This window comes from Flavobacterium sp. (assembly GCF_036759525.1).
In the GTDB taxonomy this organism is placed as follows: Bacteria; Bacteroidota; Bacteroidia; order Flavobacteriales; family Flavobacteriaceae; genus Flavobacterium.
Map to the genome: position 1 here is coordinate 28,100 of NZ_DAIOUN010000021.1, position 14,391 is coordinate 42,490.

At 36.8% G+C, this 14,391-nt stretch carries 13 protein-coding genes; 4 read left to right on the forward strand and 9 right to left on the reverse strand.

What is annotated here, in order from left to right:
• Positions 1-100: 100 nt before the first annotated feature.
• Positions 101-1,411: a ribosome biogenesis GTPase Der gene (gene der / locus V7M80_RS11795; RefSeq protein WP_333696385.1), complete on the forward strand. Its 1,311-nt coding sequence runs from the start codon at positions 101-103 to the stop codon at positions 1,409-1,411.
• A gap of 216 nt (positions 1,412-1,627) precedes the next feature.
• Complete coding sequence (locus V7M80_RS11800) at positions 1,628-4,408, forward strand: outer membrane beta-barrel protein (RefSeq protein WP_333696386.1); 2,781 nt, start codon at positions 1,628-1,630, stop codon at positions 4,406-4,408.
• Between the two features lie 39 nt (positions 4,409-4,447).
• Here V7M80_RS11800 and V7M80_RS11805 read toward each other — a convergent pair whose 3' ends face one another.
• The 5 genes from V7M80_RS11805 to V7M80_RS11825 form a co-directional block, all read right to left on the reverse strand.
• On the reverse strand, positions 4,448-5,233 hold the full coding sequence (locus V7M80_RS11805) for a TPM domain-containing protein (RefSeq protein WP_333696387.1): 786 nt from the start codon (positions 5,231-5,233) through the stop codon (positions 4,448-4,450).
• Positions 5,234-5,671 (reverse strand): TPM domain-containing protein, encoded by a 438-nt coding sequence (locus V7M80_RS11810; protein ID WP_333696389.1) that lies wholly within the window; start codon positions 5,669-5,671, stop codon positions 5,234-5,236.
• 7 nt (positions 5,672-5,678) lie between these two features.
• Complete coding sequence (locus V7M80_RS11815; RefSeq protein WP_333696391.1) at positions 5,679-6,263, reverse strand: LemA family protein; 585 nt, start codon at positions 6,261-6,263, stop codon at positions 5,679-5,681.
• Positions 6,264-6,326: 63 nt separating this feature from the next.
• Entirely contained in the window at positions 6,327-6,656 is a 330-nt protein-coding gene (locus tag V7M80_RS11820) for a MerR family transcriptional regulator (RefSeq protein WP_333696393.1), read from the reverse strand.
• Position 6,657: 1 nt separating this feature from the next.
• A complete protein-coding gene (locus V7M80_RS11825) occupies positions 6,658-7,638 on the reverse strand; it encodes a M23 family metallopeptidase (RefSeq protein ID WP_333696395.1) in 981 nt (326 codons plus the stop codon).
• Positions 7,639-7,796: 158 nt separating this feature from the next.
• Here V7M80_RS11825 and alaS point away from each other — a divergent pair, with 158 nt between their 5' ends.
• Positions 7,797-10,445, forward strand: coding sequence for an alanine--tRNA ligase (gene alaS / locus V7M80_RS11830; RefSeq protein ID WP_333696397.1), 2,649 nt, complete (start codon positions 7,797-7,799; stop codon positions 10,443-10,445).
• A 122-nt stretch (positions 10,446-10,567) separates the two neighbouring features.
• Here alaS and V7M80_RS11835 read toward each other — a convergent pair whose 3' ends face one another.
• On the reverse strand, positions 10,568-10,939 hold the full coding sequence (locus V7M80_RS11835) for a RidA family protein (RefSeq protein WP_333696399.1): 372 nt from the start codon (positions 10,937-10,939) through the stop codon (positions 10,568-10,570).
• 80 nt (positions 10,940-11,019) lie between these two features.
• Between V7M80_RS11835 and V7M80_RS11840 the strand changes: the two genes are divergently transcribed.
• Complete coding sequence (locus tag V7M80_RS11840; protein ID WP_333696401.1) at positions 11,020-11,970, forward strand: GSCFA domain-containing protein; 951 nt, start codon at positions 11,020-11,022, stop codon at positions 11,968-11,970.
• Here the strand turns inward: V7M80_RS11840 and V7M80_RS11845 are convergent, their stop codons facing one another.
• The 3 genes from V7M80_RS11845 to V7M80_RS11855 all read right to left on the reverse strand — a co-directional run.
• Complete coding sequence (locus V7M80_RS11845) at positions 11,971-12,279, reverse strand: rhodanese-like domain-containing protein (protein ID WP_333696402.1); 309 nt, start codon at positions 12,277-12,279, stop codon at positions 11,971-11,973.
• A gap of 70 nt (positions 12,280-12,349) precedes the next feature.
• On the reverse strand, positions 12,350-14,107 hold the full coding sequence (locus tag V7M80_RS11850) for an aromatic amino acid hydroxylase (RefSeq protein WP_333696403.1): 1,758 nt from the start codon (positions 14,105-14,107) through the stop codon (positions 12,350-12,352).
• 50 nt (positions 14,108-14,157) lie between these two features.
• Positions 14,158-14,391, reverse strand: a 234-nt coding sequence (locus tag V7M80_RS11855) for a DUF4136 domain-containing protein (protein WP_333696404.1), incomplete at its 5' end; no start/stop codon positions are given.

A 14,391-nucleotide genomic window follows, 5' to 3' on the forward strand; every position in this document is an offset into this window, starting at 1 on the left:
TTATTTTTCGGTACGCAAAGTCCTTGTTTGCTCTTCAAAACAGAAAAGCTAAAGTTCAAATAAAAAAACTACCTTTGCACCCAAGTTAGAAAAACGAATTATGAGTACTATTGTTGCAATTGTGGGAAGGCCAAATGTTGGGAAATCTACCCTTTTTAATCGTTTAATCAAAAGAAGAGAGGCGATTGTAGATTCGGTAAGTGGCGTTACCCGCGATCGAAATTACGGAAAAAGTGAGTGGAACGGAAAGGAATTTTCGGTAATTGATACCGGTGGGTACATCAAAGGATCGGATGATATTTTTGAAGGCGAGATTCGCAAACAAGTAGAATTGGCCATTGATGAAGCCGATGTTATTATGTTTGTAGTAGATGTTGAGGAAGGCATTACCCCAATGGATGATGAAGTAGCCAAATTGCTGCGTAAAATTACAAAACCGGTTTTGGTAGTTGTAAACAAAGTAGATAATGCCATGCGTGAGAAGGATGCCTATGAGTTTTACAATTTGGGTTTAGGCGACTATTACACCATTTCGGGAACTTCAGGAAGTGGAACCGGGGAATTATTGGATAAACTGGTAGAAGTATTTCCCAATAAACCCGAACCTACGCAAGAAGAAATAGAATTGCCGCGTTTTGCCGTGGTGGGAAGACCCAATGCCGGAAAATCGAGTTTTATTAATGCATTAATAGGTGAGGACCGCTATATTGTAACCGATATAGCCGGTACCACGAGAGATGCTATAGATACCAAATACAACCGTTTTGGTTTTGAATTCAATTTGGTTGACACAGCCGGAATCCGCAGAAAAGCCAAGGTAAAAGAAGATTTAGAATTTTATTCGGTAATGCGTTCGGTGCGAGCCATTGAACACGCCGATGTTTGTATTTTAATGATTGATGCCACTCGCGGATTTGAGGGTCAAGATCAAAGTATTTTTTGGTTGGCAGCCAAAAACCGAAAAGGAATTATTATTCTGGTAAACAAGTGGGATTTGGTCGAAAAAGATACGATGTCTACTCGCAATTACGAAGCCAAAATACGAAAGGAAATTGAACCGTTTACAGATGTAAAAATTCTATTTGTTTCGGCTTTAACCAAACAAAGATTGCTTAAGGCTTTGGAAGAAACCGTTCGAGTTTTTGAAAATAGAAAACAACGCATTTCCACTTCAAAATTCAATGAATACATGTTGAAATTGATAGAAGCTTTTCCGCCGCCGGCTTTAAAAGGAAAGTATGTCAAAATAAAATATTGCATGCAATTGCCTACGCCCACACCGCAATTTGTTTTCTTTGCCAATTTACCGCAATATGTAAAAGATCCCTACAAACGATTTTTGGAAAACAAAATCAGAGAACAATGGGATTTTTCCGGAGTTCCTATTGATATTTACATTCGAGAGAAATAATTTTTGTCAAAAAAAAAGTAAAATCACTACCGTTTGAAGAGAGCCGAAATTGCGAGGCTAACTCATTGGAAAACAGTAGTGATTTTTCTTCTGTGTCAATTTTAAAATCGGAATTTAAAAATGGAACTGTTAAACTTTAGGTAAGAAATTTTAACTTTACATACGAAAAGTGTTAATTCGCTGTTATAGAATTTTCTCACAGACAAAAACACTTTCATGAACAAAATTTATTTTTCACTCTTCTTTTTGATTTTTATTTCGGTTGCAATGGCTCAAAATACCTTTACCATAAAAGGGAAAATTGCCGACGAAAATCAAAAGAATCCACTCGAATCGGCTACTGTTTACATCACATCGCAAAAAGATTCAACCGTTATAGATTACACCATTTCCTCCAAAAACGGAACGTTTGAATTTAAAACCCGAAAAAGCACACAACCTTTTTTTCTGAAGGTATCCTTTTTAGGTTATCAAAATCTGACACGTGAATTTTCATCGATTACTTCCGATATTGATTTGGGATTGTTGCTGTTGAAGGAATTGGATACCAATTTGGATGAGGTGGTTCTTAAAGCCGAAGCTCCTCCCATTCGAATTAAAAACGATACGTTGGAGTTTGATGCGGCTTCTTTTAAAGTAGGTCCCGATGCCAATGTAGAAAAGTTATTGAAACAACTGCCCGGTGTAGAAATTACACCCGAAGGAAAGATTACCGTAAACGGAAAAGAAGTCAATCAAATATTGGTTAACGGGAAACCGTTCTTTGGTAAAGACGGTAAAATTGCTACTCAAAATCTCCCGGCCGAAATCATAGAAAAAATTCAAGTTGTAGATACCAAAACAAAAGAAGAAGAACTTTCGGGAGACTCTGCTACTTCTGAAAATAAAACGATAAATCTTACCATTCAAGAAGATAAAAACAAAGGGTTTTTTGGGAAAGTTATGGGCGGTTACGGTTCAGACGAACGGTATGAATCGAGTTTATTGCTCAATTCTTTCAAAGGAGAACAAAAATTGAGCGTTTTGGCTTCTTCCAATAATATCAATTCGGTTGGTTTTTCCATGAATGAGATTTTTGACAATATGGGTGGCGGTCGGAACACTTCGGTTTATTACAACGATAACGGTACTTTTGGTATTAACGGAATGAGTTTTGGTGGCGGTACCGGAATTACAGCTTCCAATTTGATTGGAATAAACTATGTAGATAAATGGAAAGAGAAAGTCGATTTTAGTAGCAATTACTATTTTAACAATGCCGAAACCGACAATGTGAATCGTACCGAAAGAACCAATCTATTGCCTACCGGTACTACTTTTACCGAATCGGAATCTACGTCATCCCGATTGAGTAACGCTCATAATGTAGGATTGGATTTTGAAATCAAAATAGACTCTCTATCTACCATTTCATTTACCCCTAAATTTTCATTATCCAAAACCAAAAATAGAGCAGTATCAGATCAAACAACGGTTGATGAAATGCAAAATTTATTGAATGAAAGCAATTCAACTTCGTTTACCGAAAATGAAAACCGCAATTTTGAAAATGCCATTTATTACTACCGTTCTTTTAAGAAGAAAGGAAGAGCCATGACGTTTTCGTTTGACCACTCGCATACGCAAAACGATGATGTTTCAACCATTTCCTCCGGAACTTTTTTTCAAGGCACTTTGCCGGATGATATTCGAAATCAAAATCAAATCACTACCCAACGCTACAATTCGGCTCGTGCAGAAATTCGTTTTGGAGAACCCATTACAGATTCACTTAAATTGAGTTTAACTTCTGAAATCAAATACAGAGATTCCAATACCAAACTGGCCACATTCGATTTTGACGAGGTTAGTAATTCGTATTCCGACTTTAACGCTCCTTTGTCTAATGAAATTTTTTCCAAAAGGCTCTCGTATTTCCCATCGGCAGGCTTGAATTTACAGAAGAAAAATTTTAGAGCTCGATTTAATGTGGGGCCCGAATTTGTGGCTTTTAGAAATACTTCCGATTATTTGAGTGTAACCACACAACTAAACCGCAATTATGTTTTTCCAAAAGTTACGAGTAATTTGAATTATACCCTTTCTAAAACCAAGTCAATTTACGGACAATACAATTATTCGGTAAATTTACCCGAGGCCAATCAAATTTTACCCGTAGAGAATTTGTCTAATCCGCTTAATACACTTTTAGGAAATGCCAATTTAAAACCCACCCGATCACACGGGAGCTACTTGAGTTTTAACAATTACGATTGGGCAAGCCGATCGGGGTATTTTTTATATTCGGGTATTACATTTAATACCGATAACATTGTAGCCTCTACAGTTTATGACGAAAATTTTAAAGCGACAACAACTTATGAAAACGTAGATCGGAATATTTCGTCCTATTTGGGGTTTAACTTTAGTAAGTCTTATAAAAAGGAAAAGCGAACTTTTCGATTTTCTGCCGGAATAGATGGCGGTTACACTTTTTCACAAGGATTGACCAATGCCGAATTGTTTGAGGCTAAATCTTGGAGAATGGAGCCCAAAGTAAATTTTAGTTGGAGTATCGAAGGTTTGGTAACCGTAGCTCCTTCATATCGCTATTCATTTAATACCACCGATTTTACCAATTATGTGATTGAAAATGCCAATAATTTTACCCACAATTTTAAAATGGAATTCACCAGTTATTGGCCTAAAAATTTAGTTTTTGGTAACGATTTTGGGTATACTTACAATTCCAATATTGCTTCCGGTTTTCAGAAAGATTTTTACTTGTGGAATACCAGTTTAGGTTATAATTTCTTTCAAGATAAGTTGTTGGCCAAAGTGAAAGTTTACGATATGTTGAATCAAAACCTAGGAGTGAGAAGAACGATTACCCCTACAGCTATAACCGATACCGAAAATACAGTTCTTCGCAGGTATGTTATGTTTTCTTTGACCTACAAACTTGAAAAGTTTGGCGGAAAGAAAAAGGAAGAAGGCGGAATATTTTTTATGGACTAGATAAAAAAAGGAGCGATGTTTTGAATCGCTCCTTTTTTTTTACCAGCTTCCGCCGGCACCGCCGCCACTAAAGCCACCACCGCCAAAACCACCACTAAAGCCGCCACCAAAACCACCGCCACCGGAAGAACCACCACCACCAAAACCTCCTCTGCCTAAACTGCTTAGGATGATAATATCGGCTAGGTCTGGTCCGGAAAATCTACCGGAGCCTCCGTTACGGTTGTTTTTATTGCCGCGAGAAGCGATGATAACAAAAATGAAAATGAAAAGAAATACTAAGAGTAGAGGTATGGCACTTCCTTTTCCCTTTTGAGGTTTTCCTTTGTATTTTCCTTTTAATACTTCAAAAATAGCATCGACACCTTTATCTAAACCGTTATAATAACTCCCGGCTTTAAATTCGGGTAGGATATAATTGCGAATGAGTTCGCCCGTAATTCCGGCTGTTAATTTGTCTTCAACACCATAACCGGGCGAGATATGAATGCGTCGGTCGTTTTTGGCAACTAAAATAATAACGCCGTTGTCGTTTGATTTACTTCCGCCAATTCCCCATTCATGTCCCCATTTTGGGGCAAGAAGTCCAATGTTTTCGCCTTTTAGATCGGGAATTGTAATTACAACTATTTGAGTAGTTGTAGTATCTGAATACCGAATTAATTTTTCCTTGAGTCTTTGTTCTTCGTCAGTATTCAATACATCAGCATAATCGTAAACGCTGGTTTGCAATGCCGGAACGGGCGGAATTTTGTATTGGCTCCAACCTGTAAATGGAAGGAGCAGAAGCAAGAAAAGCGTGAGGTATTTGGGTGTAAACTTCATTTAACTTTTGGATATTTCATTGGAAAGTTCGTTACGGTCGTTTGAATCGTATGGAAAAAACACTTTGAGTTTTTCTCCGGCTCTTAAAATACCTTGAACCAAACCTTCTTTATATTGCTTATTTTTAAAATAAGAGATAACTACATCTTTGGTACATTCCCAAAAATCGGATTCAACCACATCGTCTATTCCGGCATCGCCAATAATAGCAAAAGTGTGATCTGAAACGCCAACATAAAAAAGAACTCCATTTCGTTCTTTGGTTTTATACATTTTCAGAGCGTCAAATACCTCTCTTGCACGAGCTATAGGAGGGGTGTCGGAGTGATTTTCAATGTGAACCCGAATTTCGCCAGAAGTGTTTTTTTCTGCCAATGCAATTGCTTTGACAATTTCTTGTTCTTCTGCTGCCGATAAAAATTCTTCTGTTTCAGACATGGTTCTATTAGAATTTTACTTCTGGAGCTTTTTCAGAGCCGGGTTCTGCATCAAAAAAGGGTTTTTCCTTGTATTCTCCCAAGAACATTCTATTTGGGAATTTCAAAATATAATTGTTGTATAACTCTATAGTTTCATTAAAACGAACTCGAGCTGTTTGAATGGTGTTTTCTGTACTGGCCAATTCGTCTTGTAATTTTAAGAAATTTTGATTGGCTTTCAATTCCGGATAAGCCTCAACGGTTACCAAAAGTCTAGATAAAGCTGAAGAAACCCCACTTTGTGCTTGGTTAAATTGAGCCAATTGCTCAGCTGTTACATTGGTTGGGTCTATGGTGGTTTGAGTAGCTCTTGCTCTTGCAGAAATTACAGCTTCTAAAGTGCTTTTTTCAAAATCGGCGGCACCTTTTACCGTGTTTACAAGATTTCCAATTAAGTCGCTTCTGCGTTGGTATGAGGTTTGCACATCACCCCAACTTCTATTTACGGCTTGACTTTTGGTAATGGCAGTGTTTTGAATACCAACCACGTAGAACCCTATAATTAAAATAAGTCCTACAATAATTCCGACGGGTAATAACCATTTTCTCATAATTTTTGCTTTTTTTAAAGGTTTTGAATTGTATTAGTAACTGATTTAAGGAAAAGATTTAAGTTATAAACCTTCTTTAATTTGTTTGAGTTGGGCTTTGATTCCCTCTAGTTTTGCGATAATTTCAAATTTATCTAACGTTTTTTTCTGGCCTTCTTTCAAATGAATTTTTGCCCCTTCAAGTGTAAAACCACGTTCTTTAACCAAGTGATAAATCAATTGTAAATTTTTTACATCTTCGGGGGTGAACATTCGATTTCCTTTGGCATTTTTTTTGGGTTTCAGAATGTCAAATTCGTTATCCCAAAAACGAATAAGGGATGCATTCACTTGAAATGCTTTGGCGAGTTCTCCTATGCTGTAATAGCGTTTTTCAGGTAAATTGATGTGCATATTAATCCAGAGCTTGATTTTCTTGGTTAGCAATTTTTGAAATGGCAATGTATTCTTCGGCAGAAATACTTCCGTAGTAAAAGTTAATGGGGTTTATGGGTTCACCGTCTTTGTGAACTTCGTAATGCAAATGCGGAGCTTCGCTACGCCCGGTACTTCCCACCAATCCGATAATGTCTCCTCGTTTTACTTTTTGTCCGGGTTTTACTTTGTATTTGCTCAAATGGGCATAATAGGTAGTGTACCCATAACCGTGCCTGATTACAATAAGATTTCCGTAACCGGAAAGAGAATTGTCGGCTTTTTCAACAACCCCGTCGCCGGTGGCATAAACCGGAGTTCCGGTCTTGGCCGTAAAATCCATACCGTAATGCATTTTTCGTATTTTGGTAAAGGGGTCATTTCGATATCCAAATCCGGAGGCCATTCGGGTTAAGTCTTCATTCTTAACCGGCTGTATCGCAGGAATTGCGGCTAAAAGTTTTTCTTTCCCTTTTGCCAAAGTTAAGATTTCATCCAAAGATTTTGACTGTATGGCAAGTTGTTTGGAAATAATATCCACTCTTTTGGTTGTATTGATAACCAATTCGGAGTTGTCATATCCTTCTAATTCTTTGTATCTGTTAACTCCACCAAAACCGGCTTTGCGTTGTTCGGTTGGAATAGGAGAGGAGTTAAAGTAAACCCGATATAAATTGTTGTCCCGTTCTTCCAAACTAGCCAATACTTCATCCAACTGATCCATTTTTTTGTTTAAAATGGAATACCGCAATTTCAAATTGTCAATTTCACGGGCTTGTAATCGATCTTTTGGCGTCTCAAAATAGGGCGTGTTTAATAAAATTACAAAACACAAAAATCCAAAAAGGGCTGATGAAACCAAGAATAAAAGGGTGTAGCCAAATTTTCTCCCTTTTTTGGGAGTAATTTTTTTGTAGGCTAAACTTTCGGTATCGTAATAATACTTAACTTTCTTCGACATTTCTTAAATTATACTATTTTTGTGCTTCTATTCATGAGTCGAACAAATTTAAGAAATGTTTCATTCTTAATCTAATTAACCTGAAACTTCTTTGATGTGTTTTACTCCGTTTGCTTGTACTAAATAAATTACCAAAATATAAACGTTGATTTAAATACATGAAATCACAAGACATTAGAAAGGCCTATTTGGATTTTTTTAAAAGTAAAAATCATCTCATTGTTCCCTCTGCACCTATCGTATTAAAAGACGATCCAACCTTGATGTTCAACAACTCAGGGATGGCCCAATTCAAAGAATATTTCTTAGGCAATGGAACGCCAAAAAGTCCAAGAATTGCCGATACGCAAAAATGTCTTCGTGTTTCAGGAAAACACAATGATTTAGAAGATGTAGGTTTTGATACGTATCATCATACGATGTTTGAAATGCTTGGAAACTGGTCTTTTGGTGATTATTTCAAGAAAGAAGCATTGGCTTGGGCTTGGGAGTTTCTTACCGAAGTTTTAAAGTTAGACAAAGACCGTTTGTATGTTTCGGTTTTTGAAGGCAATCCGGCAGAGAATGTTCCGTTTGACCAAGAAGCCTTTGATATTTGGAAACAATACGTTTCGGAAGACCGCATCATTTTAGGGAATAAAAAAGATAACTTCTGGGAAATGGGCGATCAAGGTCCGTGTGGACCTTGTTCAGAAATTCATATCGATTTAAGAACCGATGCAGAACGTGCTGCTGTTTCAGGAAGAGATTTAGTCAACGCCGATCATCCTCAAGTAGTGGAAATTTGGAATAACGTATTTATGGAGTTTAACCGTAAAGCCGATGGTTCGTTAGAAAAATTACCAGCACAACACGTAGATACTGGAATGGGATTTGAGCGTTTGTGTATGGCGATGCAAAATGTAACTTCAAATTACGATACGGATGTTTTCACTCCGCTTATCGCGAAAGTTGAAGAAATTACAGGATTAAAATACACTTCTAACGAAGTAAAAAATGTAAGTGAAGAGCAAAACAAAACCAATATTGCCATTCGTGTCATTGTAGATCATGTTCGTGCGGTTGCTTTTGCCATTGCAGATGGACAATTGCCTTCAAATACTGGTGCAGGTTATGTAATTCGTAGAATTTTACGTCGTTCGATTCGTTACGGATTTACATTTTTAGGAACGAAAGAGCCTTTCATCAACAAATTAGTGGAAGTTTTAGCGAACCAAATGGGTGAATTTTTCCCTGAAATTAAATCGCAACAACAATTGGTTACCCATGTCATTCGTGAAGAAGAAGCGTCTTTCTTGAGAACTTTAGATCAGGGATTGCAATTATTAGATAAAGTAGTAGCAGAAACAGCTGGAAAAGAGGTTTCTGGAGAAAAAGTATTCGAATTGTACGATACGTTTGGTTTCCCGAAAGACTTAACCGCTTTGATTTTAAAAGAAAAAGGTTATTCATTTAATGAAACTGAATTCGAAACGGAATTGCAAAAACAAAAAGCCCGTTCTCGTGCCGCTTCTGAAGTAACGACTGATGACTGGAACGTTTTAATTGATGGGAATGTGGAAACTTTCGTTGGGTATGACCAAACGGAAAACAACGTTAAAATCACTAGAATTCGTAAAGTAGATTCTAAAAAAGATGGGGTTTTATTCCAAATTGTTTTAGATGCTACGCCGTTCTATCCAGAAGGTGGTGGACAAGTGGGAGATAAAGGAAGCCTCACCCCAACCCTCTCCAAAGGAGAGGGAGCTATTGAAATTATAGATACCAAAAAGGAAAACAACTTAATTATTCATTTTGCTAAAAATCTTCCTTCAGATTTGAATGCGAGTTTTTTAGCAAAAGTCAACACCGATTTAAGAACTTCGACTTCTAAAAATCACTCGGCTACGCATTTGATGCATTTGGCTTTACGAACGATTTTAGGAACCCATGTGGAGCAAAAAGGTTCCTTAGTAAATCCAAATTACTTGCGTTTCGACTTTTCGCATTTTTCTAAAGTTTCGGATGAAGAATTGCGTCAGGTTGAAGCATATGTAAATGCTCGAATTGAAGAGCAATTGCAGTTGGTAGAACACCGAAATATTCCAATCCAACAAGCAATGGAGCAAGGTGCCATGGCTTTGTTTGGTGAAAAATATGGCGATACGGTTCGTATGATTGAATTTGGCGATAGCAAGGAATTATGTGGTGGCATTCACGTGAAAAACACCGCTGATATTTGGCATTTCAAAATTGTTTCAGAAGGTGCTGTAGCAGCTGGAATCCGTCGCGTTGAAGCGATTACCGGTGATGCGGTGAAAGATTTCTACAAAAACCAAGAAAATACTTTGGCGGAAATCAAAGAAGTATTGAAAAATCCGCAGGATGTTTTAAAATCAGTGGCTTCTTTACAAGAGGATAATGCGAAATTGAAAAAACAATTAGAGCAATTGTTAGAAGAAAAACTATCTAATATAGCAAAATATTTTGATGATACTTTTAAAGAAATAAATGGGATTCAATTTGCCGCGATGCAAGTAGATTTGCCTTTTTCAGCAACAAAAAATTTGGCTCATAAATTAGGTTCTGATAAACCAAATGCCTTTGTATTCTTAGCTTCAATTGAAAATAATGCTCCAAATATTCACTGTTATATTTCAAAAGAATTAGTCGCTGAAAAAGGATTAAACGCCAGTAATGTCATCAGAGAATTAGGAAAACTAATCGACGGGAATGGTGGCGGACAACCGTTCTTCGCATCTGGAAAAGGGAAAAATGTGAATGGAATTAAGGAGGCATTGGAGAAAGTGGTTGAGTATTTGAAATAGCACGCAAAGTCGCAGAGTCGCAAAGTAAGAATTAACAACCTCAAAATTTTGCGACTCTGTGAATTTTTGAAAAAAAATACTATTTATTTTAAAACTTTGCGACTCTGCGAGTTTCCGAGAAATTATTCTACCACCGCAATAGCTTCAATTTCAATTAGCCATTCTTTTCTTCCTAAACTTTCCACTCCAACTAAAGTACTTGCTGGATAATTTTCAGTTCCAAGAAATTCTTTTCTGACTTTTCTGAAAATAGGTAAATCGATTTCTGGATTAAAATTTACAATGTAGGTATTCATTTTAACTACATCTTTAAAAGTTGCATTGCAATTTGTGAGTTGTTTTTCTAAATTTTGAAAAGTGGTAATAGTTTGGGCTTCCAAATCAGCACCCAATCCAATTTGCCCCGAAATGTATAGTGTTTTAAAAGTTCCGGTTTTTACTACAACCGTTTGAGAAAAACCTTCATTGGGTTCGATGTATTCTTTTTCAATCATTTGTGTGGTATTAAATCTTGAGTAAAAATACTCGTTTTATGTAAAAAGTAGTTTAAATTTGGACTTTAAACCCTATAGATTTGCAATTCACCACTAAAATACCCATTCAAAAAAGCTGTTTTCCCATCGATTACGATTCGAAAATCATGTTATTAGGTTCTTGCTTTGCGGAAAATATGGGCAATAAATTTGCTTATTTTAAATTCCAAAGTACGACGAATCCCTTTGGAATTATTTTTAATGCGGTTTCTTTAGAAAAGTTAATTCGACGAGCTGTTGAAAACAGAACGTTTAGTGAAAACGATATTTTCTATCATAATGAATTGTGGCATTGCTATGATGTGCATTCCGAATTATCCAATCCGGATAAAGATGAATTTCTGAGTCATTTGAATTCAATTTTAGAATCGACTCGTCAGCACATTGTAACTTTGACCCATTGTATTATCACCTTAGGGACTTCTTGGGTGTATCGCAATACCGAAACCCATGAAATTGTTGCCAATTGCCATAAGGTACCTCAAAAGCAGTTTACAAAAGAACTACTTTCGATAAGTCAAATAGAGGAAAGTTTGCAAAATATAGTTTCATTGATTCATTCGGTAAATCCAACTAGCAACTTCATTTTTACAGTATCTCCCGTGCGTCATGTAAAAGATGGTTTTACAGAAAATACGTTGAGTAAAGCCCATTTGATTGTGGCCATTCACAAAACAATCACCTTTTGTTCATTACCTACAACCTATTTCCCTGCCTACGAAATCATGATGGATGAGTTACGTGATTATCGATTTTATGGCGAAGACATGTTGCATCCCAATCAAACGGCTATTGATTACATTTGGATTCAGTTTGTAATTTCAACTATTTCTGAAGATTGTAAATCCACAATGGACGAAGTTGATAACATTCAGAAAAGCTTATCACACAAACCCACTCATCCAAATTCAAAAAGCTATTTAAAGTTCAAAAAGCTTTTAAATGAAAAAATTCAAAAACTTGAAACCAGAAAATCTAATTTCAAATTTTAATTATAATTTACTTCCCAAACTTTCCCATCCACCACCATTCACCACTTCAATTCCATTGCTTTTTAAAATCGAACTGGCTTGCGAACTTCTCATGCCGCTTTTGCAGCATACAATAATGGGTTTGTTCCATTTTTTTATTTCGCTCACTTTGGAAGAAATTTGGTCTAGGGGCATATTTTTCGACCCTTTGATATGTCCGGATTGAAACTCTCCAGTTGTTCTTACATCAATAATAACAGCACCTTTAGCTATTAGCTCTTTAAAATTTTCAGATTTTGATCCAAATCCTAAAATGTCTAAAATTCCCATATTTTTATAATTTGACTACAAATATAGGATAGCTAGGTATAATTGGAAGTAACAAAGGTTACACTTCCCATTAAACCGTTTCTTTTTGAAAAATCAAATCCAGTCCATCGTTGATTAAATGGGCAACTTCCGGTCTGTTGGTTTTTACTTTTTCCAAAAAAGCTATTAATTCCTGTTGCAATTGAGTGGAGTTGGTTTGGGTTGTCAATTCAATCATTTCAACACTCAACAACCAATCATTAGGGTGGTTTTGTTTGAGAATTTCAAATACTTGTTCCAGACTTAAATCGGAGCTTTCATTAGATCTGATTTTTCTAACAGCCAAGTACAAGGACTCTAATTCTTCGCGTTCTTTTGATTTTTTTGCTTTTATAGTTTTGGAACTTGGTACATGGTTTATCATGTCAAAACTCGAAACATCTGCCGGGCCTGAAAATGCGGATATCACTTTTTTACCCACAGCCATGTCGTAAACACCCCACTCGGGTTTGAATAAAAAGGTTTCGTTATGGGTAACTGTACAGTTTTTGAAACTGATTAAGATAATTTCACCTTGCAAATTTCGGGAACCGGTAATGATTTCACCAGAAACTATTATACCACCTTCAAATTCCAGAGTCACTTTTTCACCTTCATAAATATCATAGGCTCTTAAATCTCTTGGACTCATATCTTCAATGGCCAAATTAATCCCTTTGAGCATGCCAATTGGGCTTCCAAAACCCTCTTTGTGGTAATTTGTTCCATGACCAACTAATTCCTTATTGCGGTAGGATAGGGCAGTAGGTCCTGAAGTTTGTATGTAAATGGATTTGCCATTGTGTTCAATAACATTGGTAAATACTCCAGAAACTTGAAGACCTGTACTGAGCTCGATAGTGCCTAGAGCCTTGGAGTCTATCAATTTTTGTACTCCTTTAGGGCCGCCGGTTCGTAAAGCCATAGTATTGGCAAATTCTTCCAATACCAAACTCAAATGTGCAAAATCGGGTGTTACATAGAGTTGAGGTTGAGGCTTGGTTATATCAAAATTTTGATCGGCAGCAGAAATATCATAAGGTATTTTTTTGACATTTTGAGTCATACACCAGGCACTTTCACCAATAGAAGAGAGTAAGCCGGCTCCGTAAATTTTTGGGTTTTCCGGGGTGCCAATCAGGCCATATTCTACAGTCCACCAATGCAGGTTTCGTATACGAGACATTTCGGATAATTCGCCCATATTGTTTTGAAGAAAATCAACTCGCTCTTCGGCTTTTTTAATTTCTTCAGCGGGTGTATCCTCAGCTTCTTTAAGGATGGAAAGTAATCGTATAGCTTCATACAACTCGTAATCTCTGTAGGATGAAATAGCTTTACATCCTATTTCACCAAATCGTCTTAAGTATTCAGCATATTCAGGATTGGCAATAATGGGAGCATGTCCTGCTCCTTCATGAATTATATCGGGTGCCGGAGTATATTCAATGTGTTCCAATTGTCTGATGTCGCTGGCTATTACCAGTACATTGTAGGCTTGGAATTCCATGAAAGCATTGGGCGGAATAAATCCGTCTACAGCTACTGCAGCCCAACCTATTTCTTTTAGAATGCGATTCATTCCATACATGTTTGGAATTTGGTCTACTTCTAATCCGGTCTTTTGCAGTCCTTCGATATAGGATTCATGTGCTACTTTTGAAAGATAACTTACATTTTTACGCATAACATACCGCCAAACAGCTTGATTAATTGGGGTATAATCCTCGTAATCTTGAGGTTTGATAAATTGTTTTAAATGTTTGGGTAATCTATCAATTAAAGGGTTGCTTTCAAAAGACGCGTCCATATTTCAAACGTTATAGTTTAGTAGCAAAGATAGCTAATTTTAAGAACCTATTACTTTTTGGGTGGATACTGATTTAAAATTTTTGTTACAAACTCGGTTATACGTTCTTCTTTGTCTTTGGTGTTTTTGGTTAAAATTCCAACGCCCTCACCTTGCCAAATGAGTTCTTTTTTACGGGCATCAATAAAGTCGATAAAGAGGGTTCCTTCGGTATATGAGGATACGTAAGTGTTGCCTCCCCACATCCAAGGATTCCATCCCCATCCCCATCCGGGACCGTACCA

Coding starts and splice junctions, on each gene's coding strand:
- der (WP_333696385.1), top strand. CDS start 101: ATGAGTACTATTGTTGCAATTGTGGGAAGGCCAAATGTTGGGAAATCT.
- V7M80_RS11800 (WP_333696386.1), top strand. CDS start 1,628: ATGAACAAAATTTATTTTTCACTCTTCTTTTTGATTTTTATTTCGGTT.
- V7M80_RS11805 (WP_333696387.1), bottom strand. CDS start 5,233: ATGAAGTTTACACCCAAATACCTCACGCTTTTCTTGCTTCTGCTCCTT.
- V7M80_RS11810 (WP_333696389.1), bottom strand. CDS start 5,671: ATGTCTGAAACAGAAGAATTTTTATCGGCAGCAGAAGAACAAGAAATT.
- V7M80_RS11815 (WP_333696391.1), bottom strand. CDS start 6,263: ATGAGAAAATGGTTATTACCCGTCGGAATTATTGTAGGACTTATTTTA.
- V7M80_RS11820 (WP_333696393.1), bottom strand. CDS start 6,656: ATGCACATCAATTTACCTGAAAAACGCTATTACAGCATAGGAGAACTC.
- V7M80_RS11825 (WP_333696395.1), bottom strand. CDS start 7,638: ATGTCGAAGAAAGTTAAGTATTATTACGATACCGAAAGTTTAGCCTAC.
- alaS (WP_333696397.1), top strand. CDS start 7,797: ATGAAATCACAAGACATTAGAAAGGCCTATTTGGATTTTTTTAAAAGT.
- V7M80_RS11835 (WP_333696399.1), bottom strand. CDS start 10,939: ATGATTGAAAAAGAATACATCGAACCCAATGAAGGTTTTTCTCAAACG.
- V7M80_RS11845 (WP_333696402.1), bottom strand. CDS start 12,279: ATGGGAATTTTAGACATTTTAGGATTTGGATCAAAATCTGAAAATTTT.
- V7M80_RS11850 (WP_333696403.1), bottom strand. CDS start 14,107: ATGGACGCGTCTTTTGAAAGCAACCCTTTAATTGATAGATTACCCAAA.